General features: G+C 68.6%; 16 protein-coding genes. 10 read left to right on the top strand and 6 right to left on the bottom strand.

From position 1 onward, the window contains the following. Nucleotides 1-12: 12 nt before the first annotated feature. The 4 genes from rpsD to truA all read left to right on the top strand — a co-directional run bounded on the left by rpsD (nucleotide 13) and on the right by truA (nucleotide 3,428). Complete coding sequence (gene rpsD / locus ASG12_RS17440; protein WP_045823655.1) at nucleotides 13-618, top strand: 30S ribosomal protein S4; 606 nt, start codon at nucleotides 13-15, stop codon at nucleotides 616-618. 123 nt (nucleotides 619-741) lie between these two features. Continuing rightward, nucleotides 742-1,797 carry a DNA-directed RNA polymerase subunit alpha gene (locus ASG12_RS17435; protein WP_045823654.1) on the top strand — a complete coding sequence of 352 codons (1,056 nt, stop codon included), beginning with the start codon at nucleotides 742-744 and terminating at the stop codon, nucleotides 1,795-1,797. Nucleotides 1,798-1,853: 56 nt separating this feature from the next. Continuing rightward, the gene (rplQ, locus tag ASG12_RS17430; protein ID WP_055792472.1) at nucleotides 1,854-2,480 is read left to right on the top strand and encodes a 50S ribosomal protein L17; all 627 of its coding nucleotides are present in this window, start codon (nucleotides 1,854-1,856) and stop codon (nucleotides 2,478-2,480) included. 15 nt (nucleotides 2,481-2,495) lie between these two features. Continuing rightward, a complete protein-coding gene (gene truA, locus ASG12_RS17425) occupies nucleotides 2,496-3,428 on the top strand; it encodes a tRNA pseudouridine(38-40) synthase TruA (protein WP_082502128.1) in 933 nt (310 codons plus the stop codon). Between the two features lie 5 nt (nucleotides 3,429-3,433). Here truA and ASG12_RS17420 read toward each other — a convergent pair whose 3' ends face one another. Both ASG12_RS17420 and ASG12_RS17415 read right to left on the bottom strand, forming a co-directional pair. Next, nucleotides 3,434-3,862, bottom strand: coding sequence for an NINE protein (locus tag ASG12_RS17420; RefSeq protein WP_082502127.1), 429 nt, complete (start codon nucleotides 3,860-3,862; stop codon nucleotides 3,434-3,436). 16 nt (nucleotides 3,863-3,878) lie between these two features. Further along, nucleotides 3,879-4,943 carry an alpha/beta fold hydrolase gene (locus ASG12_RS17415; protein ID WP_235457390.1) on the bottom strand — a complete coding sequence of 355 codons (1,065 nt, stop codon included), beginning with the start codon at nucleotides 4,941-4,943 and terminating at the stop codon, nucleotides 3,879-3,881. A gap of 233 nt (nucleotides 4,944-5,176) precedes the next feature. On the opposite strand from ASG12_RS17415, the gene ASG12_RS17410 reads away from it, so the two are divergent. Further along, nucleotides 5,177-5,857, top strand: a complete 681-nt coding sequence (locus ASG12_RS17410) for a DedA family protein (protein WP_055793794.1) — start codon at nucleotides 5,177-5,179, stop codon at nucleotides 5,855-5,857. 16 nt (nucleotides 5,858-5,873) lie between these two features. Here ASG12_RS17410 and ASG12_RS22160 read toward each other — a convergent pair whose 3' ends face one another. After that, nucleotides 5,874-8,003 (bottom strand): MinD/ParA family ATP-binding protein, encoded by a 2,130-nt coding sequence (locus ASG12_RS22160; RefSeq protein WP_235457388.1) that lies wholly within the window; start codon nucleotides 8,001-8,003, stop codon nucleotides 5,874-5,876. Nucleotides 8,004-8,237: 234 nt separating this feature from the next. Here ASG12_RS22160 and ASG12_RS17400 point away from each other — a divergent pair, with 234 nt between their 5' ends. The 3 genes from ASG12_RS17400 (at nucleotide 8,238) to ahcY (ending at nucleotide 12,497) form a co-directional block, all read left to right on the top strand. Further along, nucleotides 8,238-9,170: a cation diffusion facilitator family transporter gene (locus ASG12_RS17400; RefSeq protein WP_055792467.1), complete on the top strand. Its 933-nt coding sequence runs from the start codon at nucleotides 8,238-8,240 to the stop codon at nucleotides 9,168-9,170. Nucleotides 9,171-9,296: 126 nt separating this feature from the next. Then, on the top strand, nucleotides 9,297-10,820 hold the full coding sequence (locus tag ASG12_RS17395) for an APC family permease (protein WP_055793793.1): 1,524 nt from the start codon (nucleotides 9,297-9,299) through the stop codon (nucleotides 10,818-10,820). 207 nt (nucleotides 10,821-11,027) lie between these two features. Further along, nucleotides 11,028-12,497, top strand: a complete 1,470-nt coding sequence (gene ahcY, locus ASG12_RS17390) for an adenosylhomocysteinase (protein ID WP_055792464.1) — start codon at nucleotides 11,028-11,030, stop codon at nucleotides 12,495-12,497. 123 nt (nucleotides 12,498-12,620) lie between these two features. On the opposite strand, the gene ASG12_RS21805 is transcribed toward ahcY, so the two are convergent. Beyond that, complete coding sequence (locus ASG12_RS21805) at nucleotides 12,621-12,797, bottom strand: hypothetical protein (protein ID WP_235457386.1); 177 nt, start codon at nucleotides 12,795-12,797, stop codon at nucleotides 12,621-12,623. 76 nt (nucleotides 12,798-12,873) lie between these two features. Beyond that, nucleotides 12,874-13,242, bottom strand: a complete 369-nt coding sequence (locus ASG12_RS17385) for a MerR family transcriptional regulator (protein ID WP_055792461.1) — start codon at nucleotides 13,240-13,242, stop codon at nucleotides 12,874-12,876. A 74-nt stretch (nucleotides 13,243-13,316) separates the two neighbouring features. Between ASG12_RS17385 and ASG12_RS17380 the strand changes: the two genes are divergently transcribed. Beyond that, nucleotides 13,317-14,054, top strand: a complete 738-nt coding sequence (locus tag ASG12_RS17380; protein ID WP_055792457.1) for an SDR family oxidoreductase — start codon at nucleotides 13,317-13,319, stop codon at nucleotides 14,052-14,054. Here the strand turns inward: ASG12_RS17380 and ASG12_RS17375 are convergent. Further along, nucleotides 14,044-14,679, bottom strand: a complete 636-nt coding sequence (locus ASG12_RS17375; protein WP_055793792.1) for a dTMP kinase — start codon at nucleotides 14,677-14,679, stop codon at nucleotides 14,044-14,046. The two genes, ASG12_RS17380 and ASG12_RS17375, sit on opposite strands and share 11 nt — an antisense overlap. Before the next feature lie 142 nt (nucleotides 14,680-14,821). Here ASG12_RS17375 and mtrA point away from each other — a divergent pair, with 142 nt between their 5' ends. Next, the gene (gene mtrA, locus ASG12_RS17370) at nucleotides 14,822-15,508 is read left to right on the top strand and encodes an MtrAB system response regulator MtrA (protein WP_200932806.1); all 687 of its coding nucleotides are present in this window, start codon (nucleotides 14,822-14,824) and stop codon (nucleotides 15,506-15,508) included. Nucleotides 15,509-15,535 lie beyond the last annotated feature (27 nt).

Raw genomic sequence — 15,535 nt, 5'->3', positions numbered from 1 at the left:
TAAGGAAAAACAATGGCTCGCTATACCGGACCCGCAACCAAGAAGTCGCGCCGTCTGCGCGTCGACCTCATCGGCGGAGACCAGGCATTCGAACGTCGCCCCTACCCGCCGGGCCAGCACGGCCGCGCGCGCATCAAGGAGAGCGAATACCTGATGCAGCTGCAGGAGAAGCAGAAGGCCCGCTTCACCTACGGCGTGATGGAGAAGCAGTTCCGTCGCTACTACGAAGAGGCCAACCGTCGCAACGGCAAGACCGGTGACGAGTTGCTCGCCATCCTCGAGACCCGTCTCGACAACGTCGTGTACCGCGCGGGCCTCGCGCGGACCCGTCGTCAGGCGCGTCAGATGGTCACCCACGGCCACCTCACCGTCAACGGTGTGAAGGTCGACGTGCCCAGCTACCGGGTGTCGCAGTACGACATCGTCGACGTCCGCCCGAAGTCGCTGCAGACCGTGCCGTTCCAGATCGCCCGCGAGATCCAGGGCGATCGGGTGGTGCCGGGCTGGCTGCAGGTCGTCCCGTCGACCCTGCGCATCCTGGTGCACTCGGTTCCGTCGCGTGCGCAGATCGACGTGCCGCTCACCGAGCAGCTCATCGTCGAGTACTACTCGAAGTAACACGAGGTCGGAGACCTCACCGTTTGCAACAGGTCTGTTCGACCTGACCCGCCGGGCGGCACACCGCCGCCCGGCATCCGCGAGGGCGTCATATAGCGGTCGTCCACACAGGAGGAAACACCCATGCTCATCTCACAGCGACCCACACTCTCCGAGGAGATCGTCGCCGAGGATCGCTCGAAGTTCGTCATCGAGCCCCTCGAGCCCGGTTTCGGCTACACCCTCGGTAACTCGCTGCGGCGCACGCTGCTGTCGTCGATCCCCGGCGCAGCGGTCACCAGCATCCGCATCGACGGTGTGCTCCACGAGTTCACCACCGTCCCCGGGGTCAAGGAGGATGTCACCGACATCATCCTCAACCTCAAGGGCCTCGTGGTGAGCTCCGAGGAGGACGAGCCGGTCACCATGTACGTGCGCAAGCAGGGACCGGGTGCTGTCACCGGTGCCGACATCGTCCCCCCGGCCGGTGTCACCGTGCACAACCCCGATCTGCACATCGCGACCCTGAACGACAAGGGCAAGCTCGAGGTCGAGCTCGTCGTCGAGCGTGGTCGTGGCTACGTCCCCGCCGTGCAGAACAAGGCGTCCGGCGCCGAGATCGGCCGTATCCCGGTCGACTCGATCTACTCGCCGGTCCTCAAGGTGACCTACAAGGTCGAGGCCACCCGCGTCGAGCAGCGCACCGACTTCGACCGTCTGGTGCTCGACGTGGAGACCAAGAACTCCATCACCGCACGGGATGCGCTGGCCTCGGCCGGCAAGACCCTGGTGGAGCTGTTCGGTCTGGCTCGTGAGCTCAACGTCGAGGCGGAGGGCATCGAGATCGGCCCGTCGCCCGCCGAGGCCGACCACATCGCGTCGTTCAGCCTCCCGATCGAGGATCTGGAGCTGACCGTCCGGTCGTACAACTGCCTCAAGCGTGAGGGTGTGCACACCGTGGGCGAGCTCGTCGCCCGCACCGAGTCCGACCTCCTGGACATCCGCAACTTCGGTCAGAAATCGATCGACGAGGTGAAGGTCAAGCTGCACGCGCTCGGCCTCGCACTCAAGGACAGCCCGGCCAGCTTCGATCCGTCGCAGGTCGCCGGATACGACGCCGCCACCGGCACCTGGTCGGATCCCGCCGCCTTCGGCGACGCGGACTCCGGCGAGGACTACGCAGAGACCGAGCAGCTCTAACCCACTTTTCTCGGTCTGCGCGTGACGCGCGGAGACCGGACCTACAGGAGATATCAATGCCCAAGCCCACAAAGGGGCGCCGCCTCGGCGGTTCGGCCTCGCACCAGAAGGCGATGCTGGCCAACCTGGCCACGTCGCTCTTCGAGCACGAGCGGATCACCACCACGGAGTCGAAGGCCAAGCGTCTGCGTCCGTACGCGGAGAAGCTGATCACCCACGCGAAGGCGGGCAACCTGGCCCACCGTCGCGAGGTGCTCAAGGACATCCGTGACAAGGACGTCGTTCACAAGCTGTTCGCCGAGATCGGTCCGTCGTTCGCCGAGCGTGAGGGCGGGTACACCCGCATCATCAAGACACTGCCGCGCAAGGGCGACAACGCCCCCATGGCCGTGATCGAGCTCGTCACCGGCGCCACCGCGTCGAGTGAGGCCAGCCGCGCGACCCGTGTGGCCGCGTCGCAGAAGGCCGCGACCCCGGCTGCCGAGGCCGCCGAGGCCGCTGCCGCCGACGACAACAACGTGGTGGCACAGGTCGAGGCCGACGCCGACGACGCGGCGGTCGAGAACGCCGACGCCGTCGCCGAGGGCACCACCGAGGAGTCGTGGGCCGAGAGCGCCGCGGAGATCCAGGACGGCAAGGCTGCTGACGAGAAGTCGGACGAGAAGTCTGCCGACGACAAGTGAGCTGATCGCTCGCACATGATGTATCCCGACGAACCCGCCGTTGACCTGGTCAGCGGCGGGTTCGTCGTCGGCGCTGCAGTCGACCGCGTCCGACTGCGATTCGACATCGGCTACGACGGAACCGATTTCGTAGGGTGGGCGCGTCAGCCCGGTCAGCGCACGGTGTGCGGTGAGATCGAGGCGGTGCTGTCGGTGATCCTGCGCGAACCCGTCGTGCTGACGGTGGCCGGTCGCACCGACGCCGGCGTCCACGCGACCGGACAGGTCGCGCACTGCGACGTCGCGGCGGCCGCACTCGACACCCGGTCTCTGCAGAACAATCCGGCACAGCTGGTGCGACGCACCGCCCGCATGCTGCCCGCCGACGTCCGCATCAAGGCGGCAACCGTGGTGTCGACCGATTTCGACGCCCGGTTCGCGGCGCTACGCCGGCACTACCGGTACCGACTGACCGATGCCGCGTGGGGCGCCGAGCCGGTGGCTGCGCGCGACACCGCCACGTGGTCGCGTCGGCTCGACGTGTCGGCGATGAACGAGGCGAGCGCGACGCTGATCGGCCTGCACGATTTCGCCGCGTTCTGCAAACGCCGCGACGGCGCCACCACTGTCCGTGACCTGCAACGGTTCTCGTGGACACGGGACGCCGCCGGCATCGCCGTGGCCGAGGTCAGCGCCGACGCCTTCTGCTGGTCGATGGTGCGTTCACTCGTCGGGGCCGTCGCCACCGTCGGTGAGGGCAGGCGATCGGTGGACTGGTGTGCCGGCCTGCTGGCGGAGATCTCCCGTGCGAGCGCTGTGCCGGTGGCTCCGGCGTGCGGTCTCACGCTGGTCGGGGTCGACTACCCGCCGCCGGACCAGTGGGCGGCGCGCGGCGCGGTCACCCGTGACGTCCGCGACACCGTCGGCTGTTGCGGCGATGCGCGAGGCGACGACGTCCGGTCAGAGTGACCCGGTCAGGGGCGTAGCACCAGGCCGTGGGCGTCGCGGGTGCCGCCGGAGAGCATCGTGATGGAGTCGACGAGCGTCCAGGTGGCCAGCCCCAGGAGGGCGTAGACGCCCAGCGGGTAGGTCAGGGCGAGGTACCAGGCCAGGATCAGGCTGAGCAGCTGCGCGAGCCCGATCACCATGTGTCCCAGGTAGAACCGCCCGGCGCCGAAGCCGCCGAGCGTGAGCTGTAGGAGGCCCGCGGTGCGCTTCGACCGCGACGACAGCGGCGTGCCGGTCGCCGGATCCCGTCCCCACGGGGCCCAGGGGTCGTCGACCCCGGCCATCCCGGGGAGCGAATACCCGCTCGAGCCCCGCGGCGCGCGCGGTCGGAACTCCGGGCTGTCCCACCACGGATCCCAGTCGATCTCGTCCCTGTCGGCGTCGCGGTCGCTCATGTGGCGCGTCGTCCGGTCATGTGGCGCTGCGCTCGTCGGCCATGGCGTCGAGGACGGCCATCTGTACCGCCGCGCCGCCGGTGAGGTCGTCGCCGACCGGACCCTGCGCCAGCAGACGGCTCCATTCGTTCGAGTCGTGCACCATCGGCGTGGTCCCGGCGATGAAGCCCTCCACCGCGGAGACGAACCGATCGGGATCGTCGTGGTACGGGAAATGCCCTGCGCCCTCGAAGGTCTCGAGCATCGAGTGTGGCATCGCCGAGTGCGCGAGGAGTGCGTGCTCGTAGGGGATCACGGTGTCGGCGGTACCCCACACCAGGAGCACCGGCAATCGCTCGGTGAGGTAGCACCGGTCGAGCATGGTGACGACCTGCCCGCGCCAGTCGACCACCGCGCGCAGCGTCCGCATGAACGCGGCGTGCGCGGTCGGGTCGATGAGACCGTTGACGATCCGCATCACCTCGGTCGCGTCGTGCAGTTGCGAACGCACCGCGGTGGGCGCCGGGAGCGACTGCACGCGGGCGACGACGGTTCCGAGCACCGCGAGGCGTCCGACCGCCTGCGCCGCGGGCAGCAGGCCCGGCATCCGTAGCCCGGCGATCACCTGGTGCACGCCGGGCAGGGCCAGCACCCGCAGCAGGGGACTCACGTCACGGGTGACACCGCCCGCGGCCACCAGGACGAGCCGTTCCACCAATTCCGGGAACTGGTAGCAGAACTGCATCGCGACACCGCCGCCGAGCGAGTGGCCGATCACCGTCACCCGCCGCACCCCGAGCACCGACATCAGATCGCGCATGCCGTTGGCGTAGGCGGCGACCGAGTAGTCGGCGCGGGGCTTGTCCGACAGGCCGTGTCCGAGCAGGTCGGGTGCGATGACGGTGAAGTGCGGGGCGAGCAGGTCGATCACCTCGGTCCAGGCCGAGGAGTTGTCGCCGATGCCGTGGATGAGCAGGACCGCCGGACCGCTGCCCGCGGTGCGGTAGGCACGGCGGTACCCGTGGATCGTGCGGTATTCGACCCGCTGTGTCTGTGCCCGCGTCGGGACCGGACGCAGCGGCGACCGCCGCTTGCGCGTCACGATTCGGTTCCTGGGCTGCATCGACGACCTCTCGGGTGTGGAGCACATGGTGTTCGGGCGCGGAGCGCGGTGTGTGCGGCGGGGTGTTTCGAGTAAACCGCAGGTTCGGTCACTTCGCCGACCCATGCGGCGTTTCGGCTCGGATGGCCGCCCGGTGAACTCCCGATGGTCGGGCGGTGAAACCGCTCTCGCAGGGCGGGGAGGGCGTGTGGGCGTGCGTATCGTCGGTGGACGTGAACCCGTTCGACGTGGACTCTTTCCTGGCGACGGGTGGCCTGATCGGCCTGTGCATCCTGGTGTTCTTCGAGACCGGGTTGCTCATCGGGTTCGTCTTCCCCGGCGACTCCCTGCTGTTCACCGCCGGCATCCTCGCCGCCGCACCCGATCCCTACGCCCCGCTGTGGCTGCCGTGCGTCGTGGTGCCGATCTCGGCGGCGCTCGGTGATCAGTGCGGCTTCTTCATCGGCCGCCGGCTCGGCGAGGGCGTGATGCAGGGCCGGGTCATGCGGCTCATCGGGCCCGAACCCGTCGACCGCACCCGCCGCTTCTTCGACCGATACGGCGCACTGACCGTCTTCTTCGGCCGCTTCATCGGCGTCGTGCGCACTCTCGTTCCCCTCCTGGCCGGGTTCACCGGTATGCGGTGGGCGGCGTTCACCGTGTTCAGCGTGCTCGGCAGCGCGTTCTGGGGTGCGGGCATCATCGTGCTCGGCTACCTGCTCGGCAACGTCTCGTTCATCGCCGACAACATCGACTGGATGATCCTGGCCTCGGCCTGCACCGTGATCATCCCGCTGTCGGCGCATCTCGTCCGCCGCGCCGCGGTGCGCCGCCGCGAACGCCGTGCCGACGCCCTCACGACACAGTCGGCACCCGGGGAGACGGCCGACGTCACCATCGACGCCGGCCGCTGACCTCCCGTTCGAGGCGCTATCGCAGATAGGGCTCGGCGCGACGCAGGTTGGTCGCCGAGAAATCGTCGGCCACCGTGGCGGCCAACTCGACGAACGACCGGTGTGCGCCCTTGCCCAGCAGATCCAGATCGACCTCGGCACCCTCGGCCAGATGGTCGTCGAAGGGGATCGACTGCACCGCCCGGCAGCGGGTGAGGAAGTGCTGGCTCAGCTGATTGGTGTCGATCGTCGACGCACCCGAGCGCGACGAACTCAGCACCACGACGGCGCGGCTGACGAGATGGCCGTAGCCGTGGGCCTGCAACCAGTCGAGGGTCGCCCCGGCGCTGCGCGCACCGTCGATGGCCGGCGAACTCACCAGGATCAGCGCATTGGCGAGGTCGAGGACCCCGTTCATGGCCGAATGACTCAGTCCCGTACCGCAATCGGTGATGATGATGTTGTAGAAGCGCTGCAACACCTTCATGACGCCGCGGTAGTCCTCCTCGCTGAACGCCTCGGCGACCGCGGGGTCGCGTTCGGAGGCGAGCACCTCGAGACGACTCGGCGCCTGCGAGGTGTGCGCACGCACGTCGCTGTAGCGGTAGATCGAGTTGTCGGCGAGGAGATCGCGCACCGTCGACCGCGTCTGCTGGGGGATGCGCTGTGCCAGCGTTCCCAGATCGGGGTTGGCGTCGACGGCGATCACGCGGTCGCCGCGCAGCGACGCGAACACCGAACCGAGGCCCACGGTGGTCGTCGTCTTGCCGACACCGCCCTTGAGCGACAGCACCGCGATCCGGTAGTCGCCCCGCACCGGGCGGTTGACCCGCTCGATGAGCTGGTTGTGGACGAGATCATCGGGGGAGTCGCCCGGATTGATCGCACCCGCCGACATCCGGTGCACCGCTCGACGCCACCCACTGTTCGGGGCCCGTCGTGCCTTGCGCAGGAGCGCGACCTGATCGAGTGACGCGGTGCCGTTCGCGGGCGGATACGGGCCGTCGCCGCCACCGGGCGTGGTGTGGGTGAAGCCGGGCTGGGTGTAACCGGACGGGGCAGGACCCGGCTGGCCGTAACCGGGCTGGGTGGGCGTCCCGTATCCGTTCGGTGCGTAACCCTGCGGGGCGTATCCGGGCGGCGGCCCGGCGGGCGCGAACGCTCCCGGTGCGGTGAAGGGATCCGACGCCGGGCTGATCGGCGGCGGACCACCGGGGGCGACCGGCGGTGCGGGCCACGGGTTCACCGGCTGCTCGGGCGCCGGTCCCGGCTCGAACCCGGCGGGCGGTCCGGACTGACCCTGCTGGGGTGCCTCGAACTGCTGGGGCGCCTGGAACTGCTGTGGCGGCCCGGACTGTGGCTGGTGATCGAACTGCTGCGGCGGGCCCTGGTACGGCGCAGGGCCGTCGAACTGCTGCGCACCGTGGGGCGGGGCCGGGTCGAACCGGGGCTGCCCACCGAACTGCGCAGGCGCACCCTGGAATTGCGGCGGCCCGTCGAACTGCGCCGGTGCCCCGAACTGCTGTGGCGACTCGAACTGCTGCGGATCAGCGAACTGCTGCGGATCAGCGAACTGCGCGGGGGGTCCCTGGAACGGTGCCGGCCCGTCGTGATGCGGGGGTCCGTCGAACTGCTGCGGCGGGCCCTGGAACTGCGGGGGCGCCGAGGGCTGAGGTGCCGAGGGCTGACCCCAGGGAGCGGGCGGCGCCTGCGTGGGTCCCCTCTCGGCGTCGGGTGCGGCCCACGGCGGCGGGGTCGAGGGCGGCTGGGTCGGCGCGCCCGGCGGGGGGCCGAAGCCCTGCGCGGGAGCAACCGGATCGGGCTGCGGGGGAGCAGTGACCTCGTCGAGGCCCCGTTCGTGGCTGTCGGGAACCTGCGGTTCGGGCGCCGGGGTGGTGACCCACCGCGTCGCGTCGGCGACGTCGTCGTCGCTCGCGTCCTGGGTGGGTGCGGGGTCGGGCGACCCGGCCAGCCACGAGGGCGGCGGGGGTCGGTGACCGGTGCCGCGCCCCACCGCGGCCGCCGCGTCGGCGTCGTCGTTCGGTTCGTGATCGGTGTGGCGCCCGGCGGCGCGTGCGGCCGAGTCGTCGGTACCGGCGGTGTCGTCCCGCGGCGGCTGCTGCAGCCACGGCGGGGTCGACGAGATAGCACTCTTGTCGTAGCTCAACGGACATCCCCTAAGTCGTGCGGTCATCGGCGACGCCGCCGTCGGCTCGACGACCGCGTCGCACGGTTCCTCCCCTGCCTGCGACGCGAAGCATGCTTCACGCACAGGCGATCGCCAGTTTACTACCGCACACCCTCGGTGCAGGAAGTGGAGTCGTCGCGCGGCAGTAGGGTCATCCCATGTCGCGGCGGCCACAACGGGCGTCCGCGTCCGCTGTGAGCAGGAGGGACGTCGATGTCGGCAGAGGGTTCGAAGAAGGCGATCGTGGCGGCGCTGGCCGCCAACGCCGGGATCGCGGTCGCCAAGTTCGTGGGATTCGCCGTCACCGGCTCGTCGTCGATGCTCGCCGAGGCGGTGCACTCCGTGGCGGACACGTCCAACCAGGGACTCCTCCTGCTCGGCCAGCGCGAGGCCGCCAAGAAAGCCGACCGGCTGCATCCCTTCGGATACGGCCGTAGTCGCTACTTCTACTCGTTCGTCGTGGCGATGGTGCTGTTCACACTCGGCTCGTTGTTCGCGATATACGAGGGGTACGAGAAGATCGTGCACCCGCACGAACTCGAGTCGCCGATCGTGGCCGTGGTCATCCTGGCGGTCGCGATCTGCCTGGAGGGCTACAGCTTTCGGACCGCGTTCGGTGAATCGAAGCCGCTGAAGGGCTCGGCCTCGTGGTGGCGGTTCATCCGCAACTCCCGCAACCCCGAGCTGCCGGTGGTGTTGCTCGAGGACACCGGCGCGCTCATCGGCCTCGCGTTCGCCCTCGGTGGTGTCGGGCTGGCGACGCTGACCGGTGACCCGGTCTGGGACGGCATCGGGACGCTCGCCATCGGCATCCTGCTGGGCGTCATCGCGGTCATCCTCATCGTCGAGATGCACAGCCTGCTCATCGGCGAGGGGGCGACCGCCGCCGACGAGACCGCGCTGTTCGCGGCGCTGGAGGCCGAACCCGGCATCGACCGCGTCATCCACATGAAGACCCAGTACCTCGGGCCTGACGAGTTGCTCGTCGCGGCCAAGCTGGGCATCCCCGCCGGGGCGACCGCGGTGACCATCGCCGACACCATCAACTCCGCGGAAGCGCGCATCCGTTCGTCGCTGCCGATCGCGCGCGTCATCTATCTGGAACCCGACATCTATCGAGAAAACACCGGGGACCGCGGAAACTGACACCGCGACGGCTCGGCATGGCAATGTCGTCGACACCATGTGCCGTCCGTTTCGTACCCTTCTCGCTCGCACTACCGTCAGGAGATCGTCGTGACGCGATCGCAGTCCTCCCAACCGTCGCGGTCACTGCGGCACTCCCTCACCCGAACGAAGTCGGTCGAGCAGTCGATGGCCGACACCGACGAGCCCGGTTCGCAACTCAAGAAGAGCCTGACCTGGGTCGATCTCACGGTCTTCGGTGTGTCGGTCGTGATCGGCGCCGGCATCTTCACCATCACCGCGTCGACCGCGGGCAACCTCGCCGGGCCCGCGATCTCCATCTCGTTCGTGATGGCCGCGATCGCCTGTGGACTCGCCGCGCTCTGCTACGCCGAGTTCGCCTCGACCGTCCCGGTCGCCGGTTCGGCCTACACCTTCGGCTACGCGACGTTCGGTGAGTTCCTCGCCTGGATCCTCGGCTGGGACCTGATCCTCGAGTTCGCGGTCGGCGCCGCGGTGGTGTCGAAGGGCTGGTCGAGTTACCTCGGCACGGTGTTCGGCTTCTCCGGCGGCACCGCCGAGATCGGTGGGCTCGACGTCGACTGGGGTGCGCTGCTCATCGTCGTCGCCATCACCGTCCTGCTGGTGTTGGGCACGAAGTTGTCGTCGCGGGTGAGTGCGGTCATCACCGCGATCAAGGTGACCGTGGTGCTCCTGGTCATCGTCGTCGGGTTCTTCTATGTGAAGTCGTCGAACTACTCGAACTTCATCCCCGACTCCGAGCCGTCGGAGAGCGGCGGCAAGTCGGTCGAGTCGACGCTGTTCTCGCTCATCACCGGTGGCGGCGACTCGAACTACGGCTGGTACGGCCTGCTCGCCGCGGCGTCGATCGTGTTCTTCGCGTTCATCGGCTTCGACGTGGTGGCGACGACGGCCGAGGAGACCAAGAACCCCAAGCGTGACGTCCCGCGCGGCATCCTCACCTCGCTCGCCATCGTCACGGTGCTCTACGTGCTGGTCACGATCGTCGTCACCGGAATGGTCAACTACAAGGACCTCGCGACATCGGCCGGCAACGGCGAGCCGAAGAACCTCGCGTACGCGTTCGGTCTCAACGGCATCACCTGGGCCGAGAAGGCCATCTCCATCGGTGCCCTCGCCGGCCTCACGACGGTCGTGATGGTCCTCATGCTCGGGCAGGCCCGCGTCCTGTTCGCGATGAGCCGCGACGGTCTGCTGCCCCGCGGCCTGGGCAAGACCAGCAAGCGCGGGACACCGGCACGCATCCAGATCCTCGTCGGCGCCGTCGTCGCGGTGGTCGCCGGATTCTTCCCGATCGACAAGCTCGAGGAGATGGTCAACGTCGGCACGCTGTTCGCGTTCGTCGTCGTCGCCGCGGGCGTCCTGGTGCTGCGTCGCACACGCCCGGACCTGTCGCGTGGCTTCACCGTGCCGTGGATGCCGGTCATCCCGATCCTGGCGATCGTGTCGTGCGTGTGGCTGATGCTGAACCTCTCGGCGCTCACCTGGATCCGCTTCGTCATCTGGATGGTGATCGGTGTCGCGTTCTACTTCCTGTACAGCCGAAGGCATTCGATGGTCGGTCGGCGTGAACGGGGAGAGGTGGCGTCGGTCGATGCGCCCTCGCTGTCGAAGTCACCTCCGAGCTGATCCGACCGTGTTCCGGGGCCGTCGTGCGTGATCGCGCAACAGCGGCCTGCGGTTGTGGGGGTTCACAGGGCCGTCGGCGGTCCGCGGTCACCATCACCGGTGAAACCGGTCGTTCACCGGCCGTTTTTCGCGCTTGAGCGGCGAGTTCGTTAGCCTCATACGTGACACTCGGGCCTGACCGGTCCGATCGCCAACCAGGAGTGATAGATGACATCGGTGCAGACAAGCCTCAGTGCGGACAACCTCGGCGGGATCGACTTCAAGGTCGCGGACCTGTCCCTCGCCGCGTACGGCCGGCTGGAGATCGACCTGGCCGAGGCCGAGATGCCGGGTCTGATGGAGCTGCGTCGTGAATACGCCGATGTGCAGCCCCTCAAGGGGGCCCGCATCTCCGGGTCGCTGCACATGACCACGCAGACCGCGGTCCTGATCGAGACGCTGACCTCGCTCGGCGCCGAGGTGCGCTGGGCGTCGTGCAACATCTTCTCCACCCAGGATCACGCCGCCGCGGCCATCGTCGTCGGCCCGCACGGCACCCCGGAGGAGCCCAAGGGCATCCCGGTGTTCGCGTGGAAGGGCGAGAGCCTCGAGGAGTACTGGTGGTGCGCCGAGCAGATGCTCACCTGGCCCGGCGAGCCCTGCAACATGATCCTCGACGACGGCGGCGACGCCACCATGATGGTGCTGCGCGGCGCGCAGTTCGAGAAGGCGGGCGTCGTCCCGCCGGTCGAGGACAACGACTCGGCCGAGTACACGATCTTCCTCAACCAGCTCCGTGAGCGCTTCGAGACCGACAAGACCAAGTGGTCGACCATCGCGGAGTCGGTCAAGGGTGTCACCGAGGAGACCACCACCGGCGTGCTGCGCCTGTACCAGTTCGCCGCCGCCGGTGAGCTGACCTTCCCGGCCATCAACGTCAACGACTCGGTCACCAAGAGCAAGTTCGACAACAAGTACGGCACCCGCCACTCGCTGATCGACGGCATCAACCGCGCCACCGACGTCCTCATCGGCGGCAAGAAGGTCCTCATCGCCGGTTACGGCGACGTGGGCAAGGGCTGCGCCGAGTCGCTCGCCGGCCAGGGCGCCCGCGTCCAGGTCACCGAGATCGACCCGATCAACGCGCTGCAGGCGCTCATGGACGGCTTCGACGTCGTCACCGTCGAGGACGCGATCGGCAAGGCCGACATCGTGATCACCTCGACCGGCAACCTCGGCATCATCACCCTCGAGCACATGAAGGCGATGAAGGACAAGGCCATCCTCGGCAACATCGGTCACTTCGACAACGAGATCGACATGGCCGGCCTCGAGAGCTCCGGTGCCAAGCGCGTCGTCGTCAAGCCGCAGGTCGACCAGTGGATCTTCGACAGCGGCAAGTCGATCATCGTCCTCTCGGAGGGTCGTCTGCTGAACCTCGGCAACGCCACCGGTCACCCGTCGTTCGTGATGAGCAACAGCTTCTCGAACCAGGTCATCGCGCAGATCGAGGTCTGGACCAAGAACGACCAGTACGACAACGAGGTCTACCGCCTCCCGAAGCACCTCGACGAGAAGGTCGCCAAGATCCACGTCGAGGCACTCGGTGGCACGCTCACCAAGCTCACCAAGGAGCAGGCCGAGTACATCAACGTCGACGTCGAGGGCCCGTACAAGCCCGATCACTACCGATACTGAGTCGGCCCGCCGACGCGGTACTGATCTGCGGCGCGGTCTGATCTGACCGCTCCCGCGACCACAAGACGCTCCCGCGACCGAAATTATGGTCGCGGGAGCGTTTTTCGGTAGCGGGAGCGCATCTCACCGCTGCGCCCGCCGGACCCACACCATGCCGTCGGCCAGAGAGCGACTGCCGGGATCCATGGGCCTGACGTTACTGCGGGCCGACGGCGGATGGCGAAGAGATTTCCGTCGGATGGGACCTACTGCGGCGAGCAGGTCGTCGGCGACGGCGAGTGCGCCCGCGGTGTCGACCACCGACCGCAGTGTCATCCAATTGCGCTGCGCCAGTGCGCGATAGAGCGCATCGCGCGACCCATCGCAACACCAGAGTTCAGGCCGGTGTCGTGGCCGTCGTACAGGTGTTGTCGCGCACGCCCGCGATGATGGCCTCCAGGCGGTCGCGGGTCGCGAGGCGTTCGTCGATCTCGGCCGACAGCCGCGCATGGGCCGCCGTGAGCAGCGACAGCGTGGTCGGGGTGGTGGTGCCCGAGTGGACGCACGGCAACATCGCGCCGATGTCGCGCGTGGGCACACCGGCGTCGATGAGGCAGCGGATCATGGCGACCCGCGGTGTCGTGTCGGCGGCGAACACCCGATGCCCACCGTCGGTGCGCCGCGAGCAGATCAACTGCTGTTCCTCGTAATACCGCAGTGACCGCACGGACGCGCCCGTCGTCGCAGCCAGTTCACCGATCCGCATCGTCGCCTCCTGTGACGTACATCTCCACGCGAGGCCTTGAACCTCACATCGATGTCAGATCGTACGGTCGAAACATGGAACTCACCACCGCCACAGTCCTCGTCACCGGTTCGAACCGAGGGATCGGACGATCCCTCGTCCGCGCTTTCCTCGACGCCGGTGCGCCCCGCGTCTACGCGACGTCTCGATCGGGCGAGGTACCGGTCGACGACGACCGCGTCGTCGCGCTGGTCCTCGACGTCACCGATCCCGCGTCGGTGGAGGCGGCCGCGAGGGTCGCCGACGACGTCGACATCGTCGTGAACAACGCGGGCGTCACCAGCGGCCAGTCACTGCTCACCGGAGACCTCGACGTCATGCGTCGCGAGATGGACACCAACCACTGGGGCCCGTTGATCGTCACCCGCGCGTTCGCGCCCACCCTGGCCCGACGCGGGGGTGGCGTCGTGGTCACCCTCACCTCGGCCCTGGCGCTGGCTACCTACCCCGGCGCGGGCTCGTACTCGGCGTCGAAGGCGGCGGCCTGGTCCACCGCGGACGGCCTGCGGATCGAGCTGGCGTCTCAAGGCACCGGGGTGCTCACGGCGTTCCTCGGCGCCACCGACACCGACATGATGGCCGGCTACGACATCCCCATGAACGACCCGGCCGACGTCGCGGAGGCCGTTCTCCGGGCCATCGAGGCGGGCGACGATGAGGTGTTCGCCGACGACACGAGTGTGACCGCGAAGGCGCTGCTCTCAGCGTCGGTCTCCGAGCGCTACCCGTTCCTCATGCGGGGTGCCGAGCAGGAGGCGACGTCTACTCGGTGAGCAGATCGTCGGCGATGGCGAGCGCGCCCGCGTTGTCGACCACCGTCCACGGCGACATCCAGTCACGCTGTGCCAGAGCGCGATACAGCTCGTCGACGCGGTTCTGCAGTGAGCCGTCGCGTTCGTAGGCATCGCGGGCGCGCGACGAGTCGAGGTCGGCGCGTGAGCGTGCGCGACCCATCGCGACTTCGGCGGTGACGTCGATGAGCAGATGGTGGTCGGGGACGGGCAGACCGAACCGGTGGTACTCGAGCTCGGCCACCCAGGCGACGGCCTCGCCGTCAGCGTCCTGCTCGCACCGCGCGGCGGTGTAGGCGGCGTTCGAGGCGACATAACGGTCGAGGAGAAGGACGTCGCACCCGGCGAGACGTTCCCGGATCAGCCCGGCGGCGCCGCGTCGGTCGAGGGCGAACAGCATCGCCATCGCGTACGGACTCGACCGGAGATCGCCGTGCTCGCCGTGCAACGCCTCCGCCGCGATGTCGGCGTGGACCGACTCCCCGTAGCGGGGGAACGCCATCGTCGCCACGCGGTGCCCCGTGGCGGTCCACCGCTGGGTCAACCCGTCGACCAGCGTGCGCTTGCCGGCGCCGTCGAGCCCTTCCACCGCGATGAGAACTCCCACACCGCCGATGCTAGCCAGCCGCACACGGCAATTGCGCTCATCTGCACACGGGCGCGCCGTCGGCGACGTGTGGCGATGTGCCGGTCAGAGGACCGGCGGGCGTCGGCGCGCCACCCGCCTGTTCACCGGTCGCAATGTCACCATGGGTGACATGAAGCCCAGGATTCTTGTCGTCGACGACGACGCGGCGCTCGCCGAGATGCTCACGATCGTGCTGCGCGGTGAGGGCTTCGAACCGTTCGTCGTCGGTGACGGCACCCAGGCGCTGGCCGCGGTTCGCGAGATCCGACCCGATCTGGTGCTGCTCGACCTGATGTTGCCGGGGATGAACGGCATCGACGTGTGCCGCGTCCTGCGCGCCGATTCCGGCGTCCCCATCGTGATGCTCACCGCGAAGAGCGACACCGTCGACGTCGTCCTCGGCCTCGAATCCGGCGCCGACGACTACATGGTGAAGCCGTTCAAGCCGAAGGAACTCGTCGCCCGCGTACGCGCCCGGTTGCGCCGCACCGACGACGAACCCGCCGAGCTGCTGTCCATCGGCCCGATCGAGATCGACGTCCCCGCACACAAGGTGACCCGCGACGGCAACCCGATCTCGCTGACGCCGTTGGAGTTCGACCTGCTGGTCGCGCTCGCCCGCAAACCCCGCCAGGTGTTCACCCGCGACGTACTCCTCGAGCAGGTCTGGGGCTACCGGCATCCCGCCGACACCCGGTTGGTCAACGTCCACGTCCAGCGCCTGCGCGCCAAGGTCGAGCTCGACCCGGAGAACCCCGAGGTCGTGCTCACGGTGAGGGGGGTCGGCTACAAGGCCGGCCCGCCGTGATCCGTACGAACCCCTCCCGATCGGCCC

The organism is Williamsia sp. Leaf354 (genome assembly GCF_001424365.1).
GTDB lineage: Bacteria > Actinomycetota > Actinomycetes > Mycobacteriales > Mycobacteriaceae > Williamsia_A.
The sequence above is the reverse complement of the archived record's forward strand: the minus strand, read 5'-3'. Positions and strand labels throughout refer to the sequence as shown.